Origin of the sequence: Collimonas arenae, assembly GCF_001584165.1 — a bacterium.
Classification (GTDB): domain Bacteria; phylum Pseudomonadota; class Gammaproteobacteria; order Burkholderiales; family Burkholderiaceae_D; genus Collimonas; species Collimonas arenae.
This window is the reverse complement of the sequence record NZ_CP013233.1, coordinates 3,704,915-3,719,774: the sequence shown is the minus strand read 5'-3', so window position 1 is coordinate 3,719,774 and position 14,860 is coordinate 3,704,915. Positions and strand designations below refer to the sequence as shown.

Annotated in this window: 12 protein-coding genes and 1 pseudogene; 4 read left to right on the top strand and 9 right to left on the bottom strand. The window is 57.6% G+C overall.

The window, feature by feature from the left end; translation table 11 throughout:
- Window positions 1-54 precede the first annotated feature (54 nt).
- From pepP to CAter10_RS17040, 3 genes are read right to left on the bottom strand one after another with little or no spacing between them, the layout of a single operon-like run.
- Window positions 55-1,407: a Xaa-Pro aminopeptidase gene (gene pepP / locus CAter10_RS17050; RefSeq protein ID WP_061534350.1), complete on the bottom strand. Its 1,353-nt coding sequence runs from the start codon at window positions 1,405-1,407 to the stop codon at window positions 55-57.
- Window positions 1,408-1,442: 35 nt separating this feature from the next.
- On the bottom strand, window positions 1,443-2,150 hold the full coding sequence (gene murU / locus CAter10_RS17045; protein WP_061534349.1) for an N-acetylmuramate alpha-1-phosphate uridylyltransferase MurU: 708 nt from the start codon (window positions 2,148-2,150) through the stop codon (window positions 1,443-1,445).
- Between the two features lie 15 nt (window positions 2,151-2,165).
- Window positions 2,166-3,218, bottom strand: a complete 1,053-nt coding sequence (locus CAter10_RS17040) for an aminoglycoside phosphotransferase family protein (RefSeq protein ID WP_061534348.1) — start codon at window positions 3,216-3,218, stop codon at window positions 2,166-2,168.
- 197 nt (window positions 3,219-3,415) lie between these two features.
- Here CAter10_RS17040 and CAter10_RS17035 point away from each other — a divergent pair, with 197 nt between their 5' ends.
- The 3 genes from CAter10_RS17035 to pdxA are packed head-to-tail and all read left to right on the top strand — an operon-like array spanning window position 3,416 to window position 8,326.
- Window positions 3,416-5,770, top strand: a complete 2,355-nt coding sequence (locus CAter10_RS17035; protein ID WP_061534347.1) for an LPS-assembly protein LptD — start codon at window positions 3,416-3,418, stop codon at window positions 5,768-5,770.
- 35 nt (window positions 5,771-5,805) lie between these two features.
- A complete protein-coding gene (locus CAter10_RS17030) occupies window positions 5,806-7,215 on the top strand; it encodes a peptidylprolyl isomerase (RefSeq protein WP_061534346.1) in 1,410 nt (469 codons plus the stop codon).
- Window positions 7,216-7,252: 37 nt separating this feature from the next.
- Window positions 7,253-8,326, top strand: coding sequence for a 4-hydroxythreonine-4-phosphate dehydrogenase PdxA (gene pdxA / locus CAter10_RS17025; protein WP_061534345.1), 1,074 nt, complete (start codon window positions 7,253-7,255; stop codon window positions 8,324-8,326).
- Window positions 8,327-8,338: 12 nt separating this feature from the next.
- On the opposite strand, the gene CAter10_RS22915 is transcribed toward pdxA, so the two are convergent.
- Window positions 8,339-8,512: a hypothetical protein gene (locus tag CAter10_RS22915; protein WP_156477151.1), complete on the bottom strand. Its 174-nt coding sequence runs from the start codon at window positions 8,510-8,512 to the stop codon at window positions 8,339-8,341.
- Window positions 8,513-8,944: 432 nt separating this feature from the next.
- Between CAter10_RS22915 and rsmA the strand changes: the two are divergent.
- Window positions 8,945-9,726, top strand: a pseudogene (gene rsmA, locus CAter10_RS17020) (16S rRNA (adenine(1518)-N(6)/adenine(1519)-N(6))-dimethyltransferase RsmA).
- A 15-nt stretch (window positions 9,727-9,741) separates the two neighbouring features.
- On the opposite strand, the gene gloA reads toward rsmA, so the two are convergent.
- The 5 genes from gloA to glyS form a co-directional block, all read right to left on the bottom strand.
- Complete coding sequence (gloA, locus tag CAter10_RS17015; protein WP_061534344.1) at window positions 9,742-10,152, bottom strand: lactoylglutathione lyase; 411 nt, start codon at window positions 10,150-10,152, stop codon at window positions 9,742-9,744.
- Window positions 10,153-10,323: 171 nt separating this feature from the next.
- On the bottom strand, window positions 10,324-11,265 hold the full coding sequence (locus CAter10_RS17010) for a M48 family metallopeptidase (protein ID WP_128083114.1): 942 nt from the start codon (window positions 11,263-11,265) through the stop codon (window positions 10,324-10,326).
- Window positions 11,266-11,289: 24 nt separating this feature from the next.
- Window positions 11,290-12,027: a lysophospholipid acyltransferase family protein gene (locus CAter10_RS17005; RefSeq protein WP_061534343.1), complete on the bottom strand. Its 738-nt coding sequence runs from the start codon at window positions 12,025-12,027 to the stop codon at window positions 11,290-11,292.
- Between the two features lie 139 nt (window positions 12,028-12,166).
- The gene (gene gmhB, locus CAter10_RS17000) at window positions 12,167-12,724 is read right to left on the bottom strand and encodes a D-glycero-beta-D-manno-heptose 1,7-bisphosphate 7-phosphatase (protein WP_061534342.1); all 558 of its coding nucleotides are present in this window, start codon (window positions 12,722-12,724) and stop codon (window positions 12,167-12,169) included.
- A 17-nt stretch (window positions 12,725-12,741) separates the two neighbouring features.
- Window positions 12,742-14,850, bottom strand: a complete 2,109-nt coding sequence (gene glyS / locus CAter10_RS16995) for a glycine--tRNA ligase subunit beta (protein WP_061535425.1) — start codon at window positions 14,848-14,850, stop codon at window positions 12,742-12,744.
- Window positions 14,851-14,860 lie beyond the last annotated feature (10 nt).

The window sequence follows — 14,860 nt, the reverse complement described above, 5'->3', positions numbered from 1 at the left end:
GTCGTCATGATACCAGCGCGCACCGGACCTGGCTTTCCCGCAGCGGGTTGCCGGTCATTTGCGCATCAGTGCTTCAATCTCGGCGACCGCTGTCGGCACGTCGCTGGTCAGGTTGATATTGCCATCCGCGGTGATCAGGATGTCGTCTTCGATACGGATGCCGATATGCCAGAATTGCTCCGGCACGCCTTCGCCCGGTCGCACATAGATGCCTGGCTCGACCGTGGTGACCATGCCGGGCTGCAGCTTGCGCCATGGCTTCTGTTCGCCTTCGGCTGCACTCTCGCCGGGTTCGCGATAGGCGCCGACGTCATGCACGTCGAGTCCGATCCAATGGCCGGTGCTGTGCATGTAGAACTGGCGGTAATCGCCATTGGCGATCACGTCGTCCAGCGTGCCGACCTTGTTCTTGTTGAGCAGGCCGGTATCGAGCATGCCTTGTGCCAGTATGCGCAGCGCGGCGTTGTGGCCATCGATGAAGCGCTGGCCGGGGCGGGTCGCGGCAATCGCCGCGTGTTGCGCCGCCAGCACGATTTCGTACAGGGTCTTTTGCGGCCCGGAGAACACGCCGTTGGCAGGGAAGGTGCGGGTGATGTCGGAGGCATAGCTTTCGAATTCGCAACCGGCGTCGATCAACACCAGATCGCCATCCTTCAATTCTGTATTGCCGGCGCGATAGTGCAGCACGCAAGCATTGGAGCCGGTGGCGACGATCGAGGTATAGGCCGGTGAATCGGCGCCATTGCTGCGAAACTCGTGCAGGATTTCCGCTTCCAGATGGTATTCGCGCAAGCCGGGTCGTGCGATACGCATGGCACGGCGATGCGCGCTGGCGGCAATCTGTCCCGAACGCTGCATGATCGCGTGTTCGCTGGCATCCTTGAACAGGCGCATCTCCGCCAGCAGCGGCTCCAGACTGTGAATGGCGGCCGGTGCGCTGATGCCGATGCGGGCCTGGCCGCCGAGCTTGTTGAGCCAGCCTTGCAATTGGGCGTCGCGGTTGGCTTGCTTGCCCAGCGTATAGAAAATTGCCGGCATGTCGGCCAACAGCTTCGGCATTTCACTGTCTATTGCATCGATGGCAAAGGCGGCGTCGAAGCCGAGCTGTGCCTGTGCTGCCTCGGGGCCAAAACGATAGCCGTCCCAGATTTCGCGCTCCAGGTTTTTCTCGCGACAGAACAGGATCGACTTCGATTCCTTGCCGGCGACCAGCACCAGCACCGCGTCAGGCTCGGTAAAGCCGGTCAGGTAATAGAAGCTGCTGTCGTGGCGGTACGGAAAATCGGAATCGGCATTGCGGGCCGCTTCCGGCGCGGTCGATATGACGGCGACGCCGCCACCCATGGCTCGCATTTGCGCGATCAGTTTGCTGCGGCGTGTGCTGTAAGGAGTCATGCTGGCGCTCATTCCTAATTGTTGTGACAGGTTGTCGTGCACCGTTTTTACAGTGGCGCGTTGAGTTGATCCAGGCGTTCGATGGTGCCGACGTCAGTCCAGGCGCCGCGATACACTTCACCGCCAAGCTGGCCGCGCGCTGCGTATTCACGCATCAGCGTGACCAGCTTTTGCGGCTGGCCAGGAGTGACCGCGTCGAACATCGAGGGACGATAGACGCCGATGCCCGAATAGGTATAAGTATGGCCGGGTTCACGTTCGTTACTGACGGAAAAGCTGTGCAGCCCAAAATCGCCCTCCGGGTGGTGTGCCGGATTTTTCACCAGGTACAGCCAGGCCACGTCGCGCTTGTCGAGTGGGTAAGGCTGGCCCCACAGGTCATTGTCTTCCAATGTATTCTTGACCTGCTCGAAATCGAAATGCGGGCAATAAACATCGCCGGCTATCGCCACGAACGGTTCTTCTCCGAGCAGGTGGCGGGCGTTGGCGATGCCGCCTGCCGTTTCCAGCGCCACGCTTTCTGGAGAATAACGGATCGTTGCGCCATATTTGCTGCCATCGCCGAGCGCCTCTTCAATCATGTGCCCAAGATGGGCGTGGTTGATGACGATCTCGGTAATGCCGGCGCGCACCAGGTTGACGATGTGCCAGACGATCAGCGGCCGGCCACGGACCTTGAGCAAAGGCTTGGGAATGGTGTCGGTCAGCGGACGCATCCGCTCGCCCCGACCGGCGGCAAATATCATTGCTTTCATGGGACGTTGTTCCGGTTAGAAGGTATAGCCGACTTGCACCGTCTTGTCTTCCAGCTTGTCTAGCATGCGTACCAGCGGTATCAGTTCACGGTAGCGCAATGCCGTCTTGCGAACGTAATCCATGACTACCGGGATATCGTTGAGATAGGCGTCCTTGCCGTCGCGGTGATACAGGCGCGCGAACAGCCCGAGTATTTTCAGGTGTCGTTGCAATCCCATGTATTCAAAATCGCGGTAGAAGCTGTCGATATCCGGGGCGACCGGCAGGCCGGCACGCTTGGCCCTTTCCCAATAGCGAATCATCCAGTCCAGCACCTGGGCTTCATCCCGTTGGATGTAGACATCGCGCAGCAGCGAGACGATGTCGTAGCTGATCGGCCCATACAGCGCGCCCTGGAAATCGAGCACCCCAGGATTGCCTTCCGCGAGCACCATCAGGTTGCGGGAATGGTAGTCGCGGTGGATGAACACTTGCGGTTGTGCCAGGTTGTTGGCCAAGATGGCATCGAAGACTTTATTGAGATCGGCGCTCTGCTGGTCGCTGAGCGTCGCCTTGAGGTGCTTGCCCAGATACCATTCAGGGAATATTTGCAATTCCCGCAGCAGGAAGGCGCGGTCATATTCCGGCAGCACATCCGGCTGGCTCTTGGTTTGCAGCAGCACCAGTGCATCGATGGCATCCATGTACAGCTTGTGCGCGCTCTCGATGCTGCTGCCTTCACTGGTGAGTTGCTGCAAGTAAGTCGTGTTGCCGAGGTCGCTCAACAATAGGAAGCCACGCTCGACGTCTTGCGCCAACACCGCCGGCACCGACAAGCCGATGCCGCCAAACAGTGCACCGATCTCGATGAAGGGCCGCACATCCTCCTGCGGTGGCGGCGCATCCATCACGATCAGGGTGCCGCCGGCGGGCACATCAACCCTGAAGTAACGGCGAAAGCTGGCATCGGCAGACGCTGGCCGCAAAGTCGCAGGCAATGTGGGATTGCTGCTGAGCGTAGTTAGCCATTCGACAATTTGAGTCTGGCGCAGATCGGGTAAAACAGGGGCAGACTGTGATAAAGACATTAAGCAATCCAGTAAAACGGCTGTTGGTTGTGAGTTCCCATATAATAAGGGATTAATTTCAAAAAATCGCCTGCTATGGTGTTTGCCAAATTCATTTCATGACCCGGTCCTCCTCAGCGCTCCCCAAGCAATTCCAGTCACGTTCAGGTCGGGCTGCGTCAGGCTCTGCCACGTCCCAATTGCCTGCATTGCGGCGCATGACCGTCCTGGTGGCGTCCATTGTGGCGGCGGCGTCGATGCCGATGTGGGCCTGGGCACAAGCAACCGATGCGACATTGCCGGCTACGTCAACTACGCCTGCTTCCGGCACGCAAACCAACATCAAGCCCGCCCGTGTCAATGACAGCGATGCGCCGACCAATGTTGAAGCCGAGCAAATGACCGGCCGTCCGGATCGGCTGATCAACCTGGATAACGATGTCGACCTGACCCGGGGTCAGACGGAAGTCCAGTCCAACAAGGCAACTTACCGGATTGTCGAGAATGAGGTCGAGGCCCACGGCTGCGTGCGCATGAACCGCTATGGCGACAAATATACCGGCGACGATTTGCGCCTGAACATGGATTCGGGCCAGGGTTTCCTGACCAATCCGACTTACCATTTCCTGGCCAACGACGGGCACGGCAACGCCGACCGCATCGATTTCATCGATGAAGACAAGGCCACGGTCGTCAAGGGCACTTATACCACTTGCCCGAGCACCAAGCCGGACTGGTACATCAAGTCGAGCACGCTGGATATCGATAGCGGCCTGGGTGAGGGGGTTGCGCACAACGGCGTTCTGTATTTCAAGAGCGTACCGATCCTGGGCGCGCCCAGCATGTCGTTCCCGCTGTCCAACGACCGTCAGTCAGGTGTTTTGCCGCCGATCCTGGGCAGCACCAACAATGGTGGCATTGAGTTCAATCTCCCTTATTATTTCAATATCGCGCCCAATCGCGATTTGACGCTGTACCCGAACATCATTACGCAGCGGGGCCTGCAAATGGGAGCCGATGCGCGCTATCTGGGCACTGGGTACAGCGGTGAAACCAAGATCGAGTTCTTGCCGGACGACATGCTGACCAAGACCAACCGCTATGCGGTGCAGTCGATTCATTCACAGACACTGGCGCCAGGCCTGACGATGGGCTGGAATGTCAATTTTGCGTCGGATAACAATTATCCTGATGATTTTTCGCATTCCATCACACAAAGTGCAGCGCGGTTGCTGAATCGCGAGTTCGATTTGAACTACAGCGGGTCTTTCTGGAGTGTGGCGGCTTTGGCCTCGCGCTATCAGGTACTGCAAGACTTCAATTCCAGCGGACAGCCGACCATCAGCCGCCCGTATGACCGGATGCCGCAAATCACGCTGACAGCCGGCAAGCAGGATATCTATGGTTTTGACTGGACCGTGAATGCCCAATATGCGCGCTTCTGGAACAGCCAGTACGATTTCCCGACAGTCATCGGCACATCGCAAGCCAGCAGCACCCTGATGCCTTTGGGCGGCGAGCGGGTTTACTTCAATCCGCAACTGTCCTATCCGATCATCCGCCCCGGATATTTCATCACGCCCAAGATCCAGCTGGATGCGACAGCCTATAACATCACGCCAAACAAGCTGGGCGTACCGAATGCGCCGACGGTGGCGGGCGGTACGGTATTGGGCAATGAATTTAGTCGGGTGTTACCGACATTCTCGCTGGATGCCGGCCTGACATTTGAGCGTGATACGAAGTTCTGGGGCAATCCGGTAACCCAGACCTTGGAGCCGCGCCTGTTCTATGTGCGTACGCCGTATCATGACCAGACCGAGTATCCGTTATTCGATAGTGGTGCTGCGGATTTCAATTTCGCCCAGATTTTTACTGAAAACCGCTATAGCGGCCATGACCGTATCAGTGATGCCAACCAGCTGACGGTTGCGATGATTTCGCGTTTCATCCAAGAGTCGGGTTTGGAACGTTTGCGTCTCGGTATCGGTCAGCGCATCTACTTTACCCAGCCGCGCGTGGCGCTGGGGCCTACCGATACGATCACCACTAGCCGTTCCGATTTGCTGTTGTCTGCGGGTGGCCAGGTTTCGCAGTCGCTGGGCCTTGACAATACTATTCAGTACAGTCAAAGCAATAATCAATGGGTACGCGCCAGCTCCACCATCAAGTGGCAGCCGGGTCCGAAAAAGGTGATCAATTTCTCTTATCAGCTGGATCATACAAACACCGATCCGCTTGATCCGTTGAATCGATACCTCAAGCAGTTTGACGTGTCCGCTCAGTGGCCGCTGTCCCGTCGCTGGTACGGCGTTGGCCGCGTCAGCTATTCCCTGCAGGAAAAAACAGTCGGGCAAAGCCTGCTTGGACTCGAATACAAGGCCGATTGCTGGGTTTTTCGTGTAGTTGGCCAACGTACGCCAACATCGTCAACTCGCACGACTACAGGTATATTTCTGCAACTTGAGTTGAATGGTTTGTCGAGTATCGGCTCGAATCCGATGCAAGCCCTGCGTACTAGCGTTCCAGGTTATCAGAACGTCAACCAACCCGACTCTTTCATTAGCCGTTGAACCAGTCATTTTCACTTATGAACGTTTTTCCAATTATGCGTAAAACCAATCAAACTCAACTTGCGGCAATCGTTTTTTCGTTGTTGTCAGCTACCGCCACCGGCGCTTGGGCGCAAGGCGCGTCGACCCAGTCGGTGCCGCCGGCACTGGCGCCGACCAGCACCGCCGAGCCGGTTAAGCCGGTTGCCAGGTCAGTGACTCCACAGACGGTAGATGCGATCGTCGCGGTAGTGAATACCGACGTGATTACCCAGCAGGAGCTGGCGTCCCGCGTGAACGACGTGGTGCTGCGGATGAAGGCGCAAAACATTGAATTGCCGCCAATGGCCGAGTTGCAGAAGCAATTGCTGGAACGCATGATTCTGGAGCGTGCCGAAGTGCAATTGGCGAAAGAGAATGGCATCACAGTCGACGACGTCATGCTGGATCGCGCGATTAGCCGGATTGCTGAGCAGAACAAGTTGTCGATGGCGGATTTCCAGCGTCAGCTGGAACACGACAAGATTCCTTATCCGGCTTTCCGCGAGGAAATTCGTCGGGAAATATTGTTACAGCGCTTACGTGAACGTGAAGTCGACAACAAGATTCAGATTTCAGATTCTGAAGTTGATAACTACATAGCTGCCGAAGCCGGCAATAAGCAGACCGCCCAGGAACTGGATCTGGCGCAAATCCTGATCCAGGTGCCGGAAAATGCCAGCGCCGCTCAAATCGCCCAGCGCGCCAAACGTGCCGAAGAAGCCATGCAGCAAATTAAATCGGGTGGTAATTTCGCCGCGATAGCTGCCGCCTATTCCGATTCCAGTGATGCACTGACCGGCGGCGACATGGGCTGGCGGCCGCAGGACCGCCTGCCATCCCTGTTTGTGGAGGCGGTGGCCAATCTGAGCCCAGGCCAGGTATCGCCGATTATCAAGAGCGCCAACGGTTTTCATATCATCAAGCTGGTCAACAAGCGTGCAGCTGCAGCAACGCCGATTGATACGGCTGCCGCCGCGATCCAGCAGACGCACGTGCGCCATATCCTGATCAAGGTGACGCCAACCGTGACCGCGGCTGACGCCCGCCGCCGCCTGCTCGACTTGAAAGAGCGCATCGACAACAACGCAGCGAAATTCGAAGATCTGGCCAAACAATATTCGAACGATCTGTCGGCATCAAAAGGCGGCGATCTCGGATGGGTCTATACTGGCGATACCGTGCCGGAGTTCGAGCGCGCGATGGATGCATTGAAACCTGGCCAGATCAGCGAGCCGATCGAATCGCCATTCGGTTATCACCTGATTCAAGTGCTGGAGCGGAAGACCAATGATGTGTCGAAAGAACGTCAGCGCCTTGCCGCGCGGATGGCGATTCGCGAACGTAAAACAGAAGAAGCCACCAACGACTGGCTGCGTCAGTTGCGCGATAGCACGTACGTGGAATATCGCAACGACGACCACTGATAGCGAGTCGTGACAAAGCCAGTATCGAGGACGAATAATGCCTGAGCAGTTTGCAAGTAATGCCAATGCCGCCGTTGTGCGGCGTCGGCCGATACTGGCGGTCACATGCGGCGAGCCGGCCGGGATCGGACCGGAAGTATCGATCCGGGCCGCCTGGGAGCGGCGCGCCGAAATCAATAGTGTACTGATTGGCGATGCGGCCTTCCTGGCCATGATCGCCGCCGAAATAGATCCGAAAATCCGCTTGGTGGCGTTATCGCAGCAGGCGCTGCGCAACAATGGCTTGCCCAACTTCGGCCTGGACCAGGTAGCGGTGATCGATTGTCAGCTGGAAGCGCATGTGCAGCCAGGAAAATTAGATGCACGTAATGGCCGGCCCGTATTACGCACGCTCGATCTTGCCATTGACTGCGCCCTGCAAGGAATCTTCGACGGCATCGTTACTGCACCGCTGCAGAAAAGCACGATCAACGATGCCGGCGTGCCGTTCACCGGCCATACCGAATACCTGGCGGAACGCAGCGCCACGCCACAAGTCGTGATGATGCTGGCAACGGACAGGACAACGCCGCCGCTACGCGTCGCATTGGCGACCACGCACCTGGCATTGAAGGACGTCGCCGCGGCCATCAATTTTGATAGCCTGAGCCGCAGCATCGATATCCTGCATGCAGATCTGCAGAAAAAATTTGGCTTGAAACAGCCGCGCATCCTGGTGACGGGCTTGAACCCGCATGCAGGCGAGGGCGGTTACCTTGGCCGCGAAGAAATCGACATCATCACACCGGTACTGGACGCTGCCAAAGCAAGAGGCATTGCCGTCAGCGGCCCGTATCCAGCCGACACTCTGTTCCAGCAAAAATACCTGGCCGAAGCCGACTGCGTGCTAGCCATGTATCACGACCAGGGTTTGCCGGTACTGAAATACGCCAGCTTCGGCCACGGCATCAACATCACGCTAGGCCTGCCATTCATCCGCACCTCAGTCGACCACGGCACCGCGCTAGACCTCGCCGCCGCCGGCCTGGGACACGCCGACCACGGCAGCATGCTAGCCGCACTGGACGCCGCAGCGCAGATGGTGCAAGCGGGCAGGCAGGGCAAGGCTTAATTTGAATATTCGTCAGCGGTAAAATGCAACAAGGCTGTTGAAGTTGATTTTGAAGTTGGTGTTGAAGTTGAAGTTGCGGTTGTGGTTGTTTTTGACGTGCTGTTGCTTTTGACTTCTCGCATGCTGACGTTGCCAAATACGGCGCGTGCCAGTCGGATGGGACACAAACTCGCTGCGCTCAAACATGTGTCCCATAATTCCCGACTGGCACGCGCCGTATTTGGGAACCCGCCGAAGGCGGGCAACGGCTGTGCGATCGCCTTCTTTTGGTTACTTTTTTTGCGCCCGGCTAGGGGGCGAAGCAAGAAAAGTGACTAGCTGCCGGGCTACCCCCGGCAAGCACCCACGGAGTAGCAACCATATTAAGTAACGATGACCGTTGTTGTAGATGCGCCGCCGTACTTACTCCGTGGCCCGTTAAATGGGGTCAGAGTAATTTTCGGCAAAGAACCGCCGAAAAAAAACTCTGACCCCATTTAACTGCATGGTGGTGGCGCACGGTTCTTCCACAGAATTTTTGCCAGGCAGTGATCGACTTTGCCAGCCAGACATGCAACAAACAATGATTCCGAAAACGTTATCACCCAAGATTTCGGACAATAGCTTTTAAAGAAAAACATGACGAAACACATCGCCCGCAAACGCTTCGGCCAGAACTTCCTGACGGACGACACCGTCCTCTACAACATCATCAGCGCGATCGATCCGCAAGCCGATGACAACATGGTCGAAATCGGCCCCGGCCTGGCCGCTATGACACGCCTGTTGCTGGAATCACTCAAGCAATTACATGTGGTCGAGCTAGACCGCGACCTGGTCGCACGCCTGCAAAAGAATTTCGACCCGGCGCGCTTGCACGTCCATTCCGCCGACGCGCTCAAGTTTGATTTCGCCAGTATCCCGTTGGTCGGCGACAAGAAACTGCGCGTGGTCGGCAATCTGCCGTACAACATCTCCAGCCCGTTGCTGTTTCACTTGACCGAGATCGCACCGCAGGTGCAAGACCAGCATTTCATGTTGCAAAAGGAAGTCGTGGAACGCATGGTTGCGCAACCCGGCAGCAAAGCATTCGGCCGTTTGTCCGTGATGCTGCAATGGCGCTATCACATGGAGTTGTTGTTTATTGTGCCCCAACCGCATTTGATCCGCCACCGCGGGTCGAGTCGGCAATTGTGAGGATGATCCCGATTGCCCAGCCGCTGGTTTGCGATCAGCAGAAACTGGAGGCGGTGGTGTTGAAAGCGTTCAGCCAGCGTCGTAAGGTGATTCGCAATTGCCTGGCTGGGATGTTCAGCGAGAGCCAACTGATCGATGCCGGCGTTGATCCGCAGGCGCGGCCTGAAGCGGTACCGATGGAACGTTTCGTGGCGTTGGCGAACGCCTTGTCTGCCAACGCATAAGTCATCGAGGCGGGCTTATAGTTTCTCGCTGGCCCCGGTGCCGTCTTTGCGTTCAATCAGTTCGATCTTGTAGCCATCCGGGTCCTGTACAAAGGCGATGACGGTGCTGCCGCCCTTGACCGGACCGGCTTCGCGCGTCACGTTGCCGCCCTGTGTCTTGACATCGGCGCAGGCTTTGTAGGCATCCTCCACAGCAACTGCCAAGTGCCCGAATGCGGTGCCTTGTTCATAGCTTTCGACGCCGTAGTTATAGGTCAGCTCCAGCTCCGCATGATCCGGATTGCTGCCGTAACCGACGAATGCCAGTGTGTATTTGTACTCGGGATTGTCGTTGGTGCGTAGCAGTTTCATGCCGAGCACTTTGGTGTAGAAATCGATCGAACGTTGCAGGTTGCCGACGCGCAGCATGGTATGGAGGATACGCATATTTTCTCTGAAGTTGGGAAGGGGATGTGTGGGCAATTCAGCCTTGCAGCGAGATCGCGAGCCAAAATTGCAACTCAGCGTGACTCTAAGCAGCGAATCGAAGCCAATATCTTACATCGTGTTGGGAATATTGGCTTTGCGCCGCCTGGCAGCCGGGGCGTCCGGTGTTTGCTAGAAAACGGGCAGCGTTTCTTGCGCGCTGTCACGCAATGTCTTACGGGCAGTTTCAAATTCCGGGAAGATCGATTGCACCGTGGCCCAAAAGCGCGGGCTATGGTTCATTTCGCGCAGGTGAGACAGTTCGTGCGCGATGACATAGTCGATCAGTGGCAGTGCAAAATGCATCAGCCGCCAGTTCAGGCGGATCTTGCCCTCGGAGGTACAGGAGCCCCACTGGGTAGTGGCCGACGACAATGCAAAGGACTTGTAGGTAACGCCGAGTTTTTCCGCATAGAGCGGCAGGCGTTCGCCAAATACGCGCTTGGCCTCCAGCTGCAGCCAGCCCAGCACCCGGTCTTTCAATTGCTGTTCGCTGGCGTCGGCGGGCAGGCAGACGATGAGCTGGTCTGCGGCTTCATCAAAGTGAATCCCGGCTCTCTGGGGGGCATGGATACGCAAGGTGATGCTGCGGCCCAGATAGGGCAGCGTTTCGCCATCGCGCCACTGCATTTGCGGCTGCATGCGGCGGGTTGAGCGGTCGCGGTATTCGCTCAGCTTGGTCAATATCCAGCGCTTCTTTTCACGAATGGCGAGTTCGATGTCGCTCAGCGTGACCCATTTGGGCGCGGTGACGCGCAAGCCGTCGTCGCTGATTACGAAGCCGATGGAGCGTCGTTTCGAGCGTAGCAGGGTGTAATCGAGCACATGTTCACCAATGTGCAGGCGGCGCTTGCCTGGCGCCAGTGCTGCGGGTACTTCCGGTTGCTGGGGTTGTTGCGGCGGCGTCGAGCGTAGCGCAGGCGGGGTTGACGGCAAATCGGCGCGTGGCACGATTGCAGTCGAATCGTCGGCAAATAGATCCAGTTGCAACGCCAGTTGCTGCTGCGTCCTCCCTTGGGACCGACCATCTGGTCCCAGGCGAGGCTTAGAAGGCTTTTGATGCAATAATTTCAATGGCGGCCAGGATTCAGGTAATTATTACTTTTTATAAACATGCGGTGAAATCACTCGCATTTCAGATTCTATCCAATTTTCGACTTTGGCCATCAGCTCGCTGCTATCCAGGTTTTCCGGGTAAATCGGCTTACCGATCGAGACCGTGATGAGTCCGGGTTGCTTGATGAAAGAATTCTTCGGCCAGCACTCGCCGGCATTGTGTGCGATCGGCACTACCAGTGTATTGGTTTCGACTGCGAGGCGCGTGCCGCCGTTCTTGTATTTGCCGGTCTGGCCGACCGGGATGCGTGTGCCTTCCGGGAACATGATGATCCATTGTCCGTCGGCCAGTCGCTTGCGGCCTTGCACTACCACTTGGGCAAAGGCGTCGCGGCCCTTGCTGCGATCGATCGGGATCATGCGCAGCAGGGCGATGCCCCAGCCGAAAAATGGGATGTAGGTGAGGGATTTCTTGAATACGAACACCAGTGGGCGCGGCGTCATCGGCAGCAGGAAAATGGTTTCCCAGGCTGATTGGTGCTTGCTCAGTACAATCGCCGGCGCATCGGGGAAGTTTTCCATGCCCTTGACCTGATAGCGAATGCCGCAAATGACCTTGGCCATCCAGATCACCGCGACGTTCCAGCGCGAGGTCAGGTAGTAGCGGCGGGCATACGGAAACGGCGCAAACAGGATACAGGCAAAAGACCAGACCACCGTCAGGATCGTCATCAATAGGAAAAACAGCAACGAACGCAGAAACAGGAAAAAGCGTGACATTCAGGCTCCAGATAATTCTAAGTATTTCAAAACCTGACCGTCGCCGCGTTGGCAGCAGATCCAGGTTACTGATGAAAAATGGATTCCCGCGTGCGCGGGAATGACACCGCGGGAGTGACTCATGATCTGCTCAAGGCGATCAAACCGATAACTCGACCGGTTTCTTCAACAAAAAATCTACCACTGCAGCCAGGTTCGGATAGACCAGCGTACCGGGTGGCAAGCCACCTTTTTCGCGGGTCTTTTCGCCTTTCCCGGTGAGCACCAGATACGGCGCGCAGCCAGCGATAAAGCCGGCCTGCAGGTCGCGCAAGGAATCGCCGACCGTCGCTACGCCGCCACGCAGGCTGATGTCGAAACGCTTGCCGATATCGTGGAACATGCCGGCCTTCGGTTTGCGGCAATCGCAATTGTCGTCGGCGGCATGTGGGCAAAAGAAGATGGCGTCGATTTCGGCGCCGACATGTTGGGCGGCATCATGCATTTTTTGATGGATCGCCGTCAGCGTCGGCATGTCGAACAGCCCGCGCGCGATGCCCGACTGGTTGGTTGCCACCACCACCCGGTAACCGGCTTGGTTGAGGCGCGCGATGGCTTCCAGCGAACCCTTGATCGGCACCCATTCCTCGGGAGATTTGATGAAGGCGTCGGAGTCATGGTTGATGACGCCGTCGCGGTCGAGGATGATCAGTTTCATAGTGGTTCGCCCGAAGGTTAGGCAGCCAGCTTGGAGATGTCGGCGACCTGGTTCAGCATCACATGCAGGTTCGACAGCAACGCCAGGCGGTTGTTGCGCAACTGCTCGTCGTCGGCCATCACCATGACGTCGTTAAAGAAGCCGTCGACGTTTTGCCGCAATTGCGCCAGCGCTTTCAATGCAGTGCTGAAATCGCCCTTGGCAAACGCCGCGTCGACATCCGGCTTGACCGCATTCATCGCAGCAAACAATGCTTGTTCGGCACTGTCGCGCAGCAATTCGGTGCGCACCGTGCTGCCGACGCCTTCCGTTTTCTTCAAGATGTTGGTGATGCGCTTGTTAGCGGCAGCCAGTGCTTCGGCTTCCGGCAGGGCGGCAAATGCTTGCACCGCATCCAGGCGTTCGATGATGTTGTCGAGCCGATCCGGCTGTTGCGCAACCACCGCTTCGATTTCATTCTGCGCATAACCGCGCTCGCGCAGCAGCCCGCGCAGGCGGTCATACAGGAATGGCAGCACATCGCTGCCAGGGTCCTTGAAGTTGGCATTGCCGGCGAATTGCTGGGCGGCGTTCGCCAGCAACTGTGACAGCGCCACCGGTAGACGTTTTTCCAACAGCATGCGCAGGATGCCCAGCGCGTGGCGGCGCAGGGCAAACGGGTCCTTGTCGCCAGTCGGCTGTAGGCCGATGCCCCAGATGCCGACCAGGGTTTCCAGTTTGTCGGCCAGCGCCACTGCGGTGCCGGTGCCGGTCGTCGGCAAGGCATCGCCGGCGAAGCGCGGCTGATAATGTTCCGAGACGGCTTGCGCGACTTCGTCGGCTTCGCCGTCGTGACGCGCGTAATAGTTACCCATGATGCCTTGCAGCTCAGGGAATTCGCCGACCATGTCGGTCAGCAGGTCAGCCTTGGCCAATAGCGCGCCGCGTTCCGCCAGGGAAGCGTCGCCGCCGAGCAGCTTGGCAATGGCGATTGCCAATGCCTTGACGCGTTCAGTACGCTGCAGTTGGTCGCCAAGCTTGTTGTGATAGACCACGTTGGCCAGCAGCGGCACGCGTTCGGCCAGTTTCTTTTTCTTGTCTTGCTCAAAGAAGAATTTCGCATCCGACAGGCGCGGACGCACCACGCGCTCGTTGCCTTCGATGATGTATTGCGGCTCGTCGGTCGCCAGGTTGGAGACGATCAGGAAACGCGAGCGCAGCTTGCCGGCGTTGTCAGTCAACGCAAAATATTTCTGGTTGGTCTGCATCGTCAGGATCAGGCATTCCTGCGGTACGCTCAGGAATTCGTCTTCGAATTTGCAGGCGTACACCACCGGCCATTCGACCAGCGCGGCGACTTCGTCCAGCAGCGCTTCCGGCATCAATACTTGATCGGCCGCAGCGGTTTCCAGCAGGGCGCTGCGGATCTTTTCCTTGCGTTCGTTGAAGCCGGCGATGACCTTGCCGGTTTCAGCCAGCGTCGCCGCATAGCTATCGGCGTCGGCAATGGCGATTTCGCCTTGCGACAGGAAGCGATGGCCTTCCGTCAGACGATCCGCATCCAGGCCGAGCAACGTCAGCGGCAATACCTGTTCGCCATGCAGCGCCAGTAGTCGATGGGCCGGGCGTACAAAACGCACGGTCTGGCCGGCTGCGTGTCCATGCTGGCGCTGGTAACTCATGACCTTCGGGATCGGCAGTTTGGCAACGGTATCTTCCAGTACCGTCTGCAGGCCGGTGTGCAGCGCCACGCCTTTGGCGGTATAGCTGTAGAACAGGCTTTCATTCTTGCCGTCTGGCGCGCGTTCGAGGTCGCTTGGCATGATGACCGCAGCGCCGGTTTGTGATGCCAGCGCTGCCAGTTTCTTGACCAGCGGCGCGGTCGCATTGCCTTCGGCGTCCAGCGCTACCGATACCGGCAACACTTTTTCACGCATGGTCTTGTCGAGCGAGGTCGCGCGCACATTGCTGATGGCGACGGCCAAGCGGCGTGGCGTGGCGAATGCGGTAGCGAGTGCGCCATCGTCGAGGAAGTCGCGCGCTTTCAAACCGTTGAAAATGCCCATGGCAAAGGCATCGCCCAGTTTTGCCAGCGCTTTCGGTGGCAGTTCTTCGGTGAAGATTTCGATTAACAGGGTCTGACTCAAAAGCATCTCT

Coding starts and splice junctions, on each gene's coding strand:
- pepP (WP_061534350.1), bottom strand. CDS start 1,407: ATGAGCGCCAGCATGACTCCTTACAGCACACGCCGCAGCAAACTGATC.
- murU (WP_061534349.1), bottom strand. CDS start 2,150: ATGAAAGCAATGATATTTGCCGCCGGTCGGGGCGAGCGGATGCGTCCG.
- CAter10_RS17040 (WP_061534348.1), bottom strand. CDS start 3,218: ATGTCTTTATCACAGTCTGCCCCTGTTTTACCCGATCTGCGCCAGACT.
- CAter10_RS17035 (WP_061534347.1), top strand. CDS start 3,416: ATGACCGTCCTGGTGGCGTCCATTGTGGCGGCGGCGTCGATGCCGATG.
- CAter10_RS17030 (WP_061534346.1), top strand. CDS start 5,806: ATGCGTAAAACCAATCAAACTCAACTTGCGGCAATCGTTTTTTCGTTG.
- pdxA (WP_061534345.1), top strand. CDS start 7,253: ATGCCTGAGCAGTTTGCAAGTAATGCCAATGCCGCCGTTGTGCGGCGT.
- CAter10_RS22915 (WP_156477151.1), bottom strand. CDS start 8,512: ATGTTTGAGCGCAGCGAGTTTGTGTCCCATCCGACTGGCACGCGCCGT.
- gloA (WP_061534344.1), bottom strand. CDS start 10,152: ATGCGTATCCTCCATACCATGCTGCGCGTCGGCAACCTGCAACGTTCG.
- CAter10_RS17005 (WP_061534343.1), bottom strand. CDS start 12,027: ATGTCACGCTTTTTCCTGTTTCTGCGTTCGTTGCTGTTTTTCCTATTG.
- gmhB (WP_061534342.1), bottom strand. CDS start 12,724: ATGAAACTGATCATCCTCGACCGCGACGGCGTCATCAACCATGACTCC.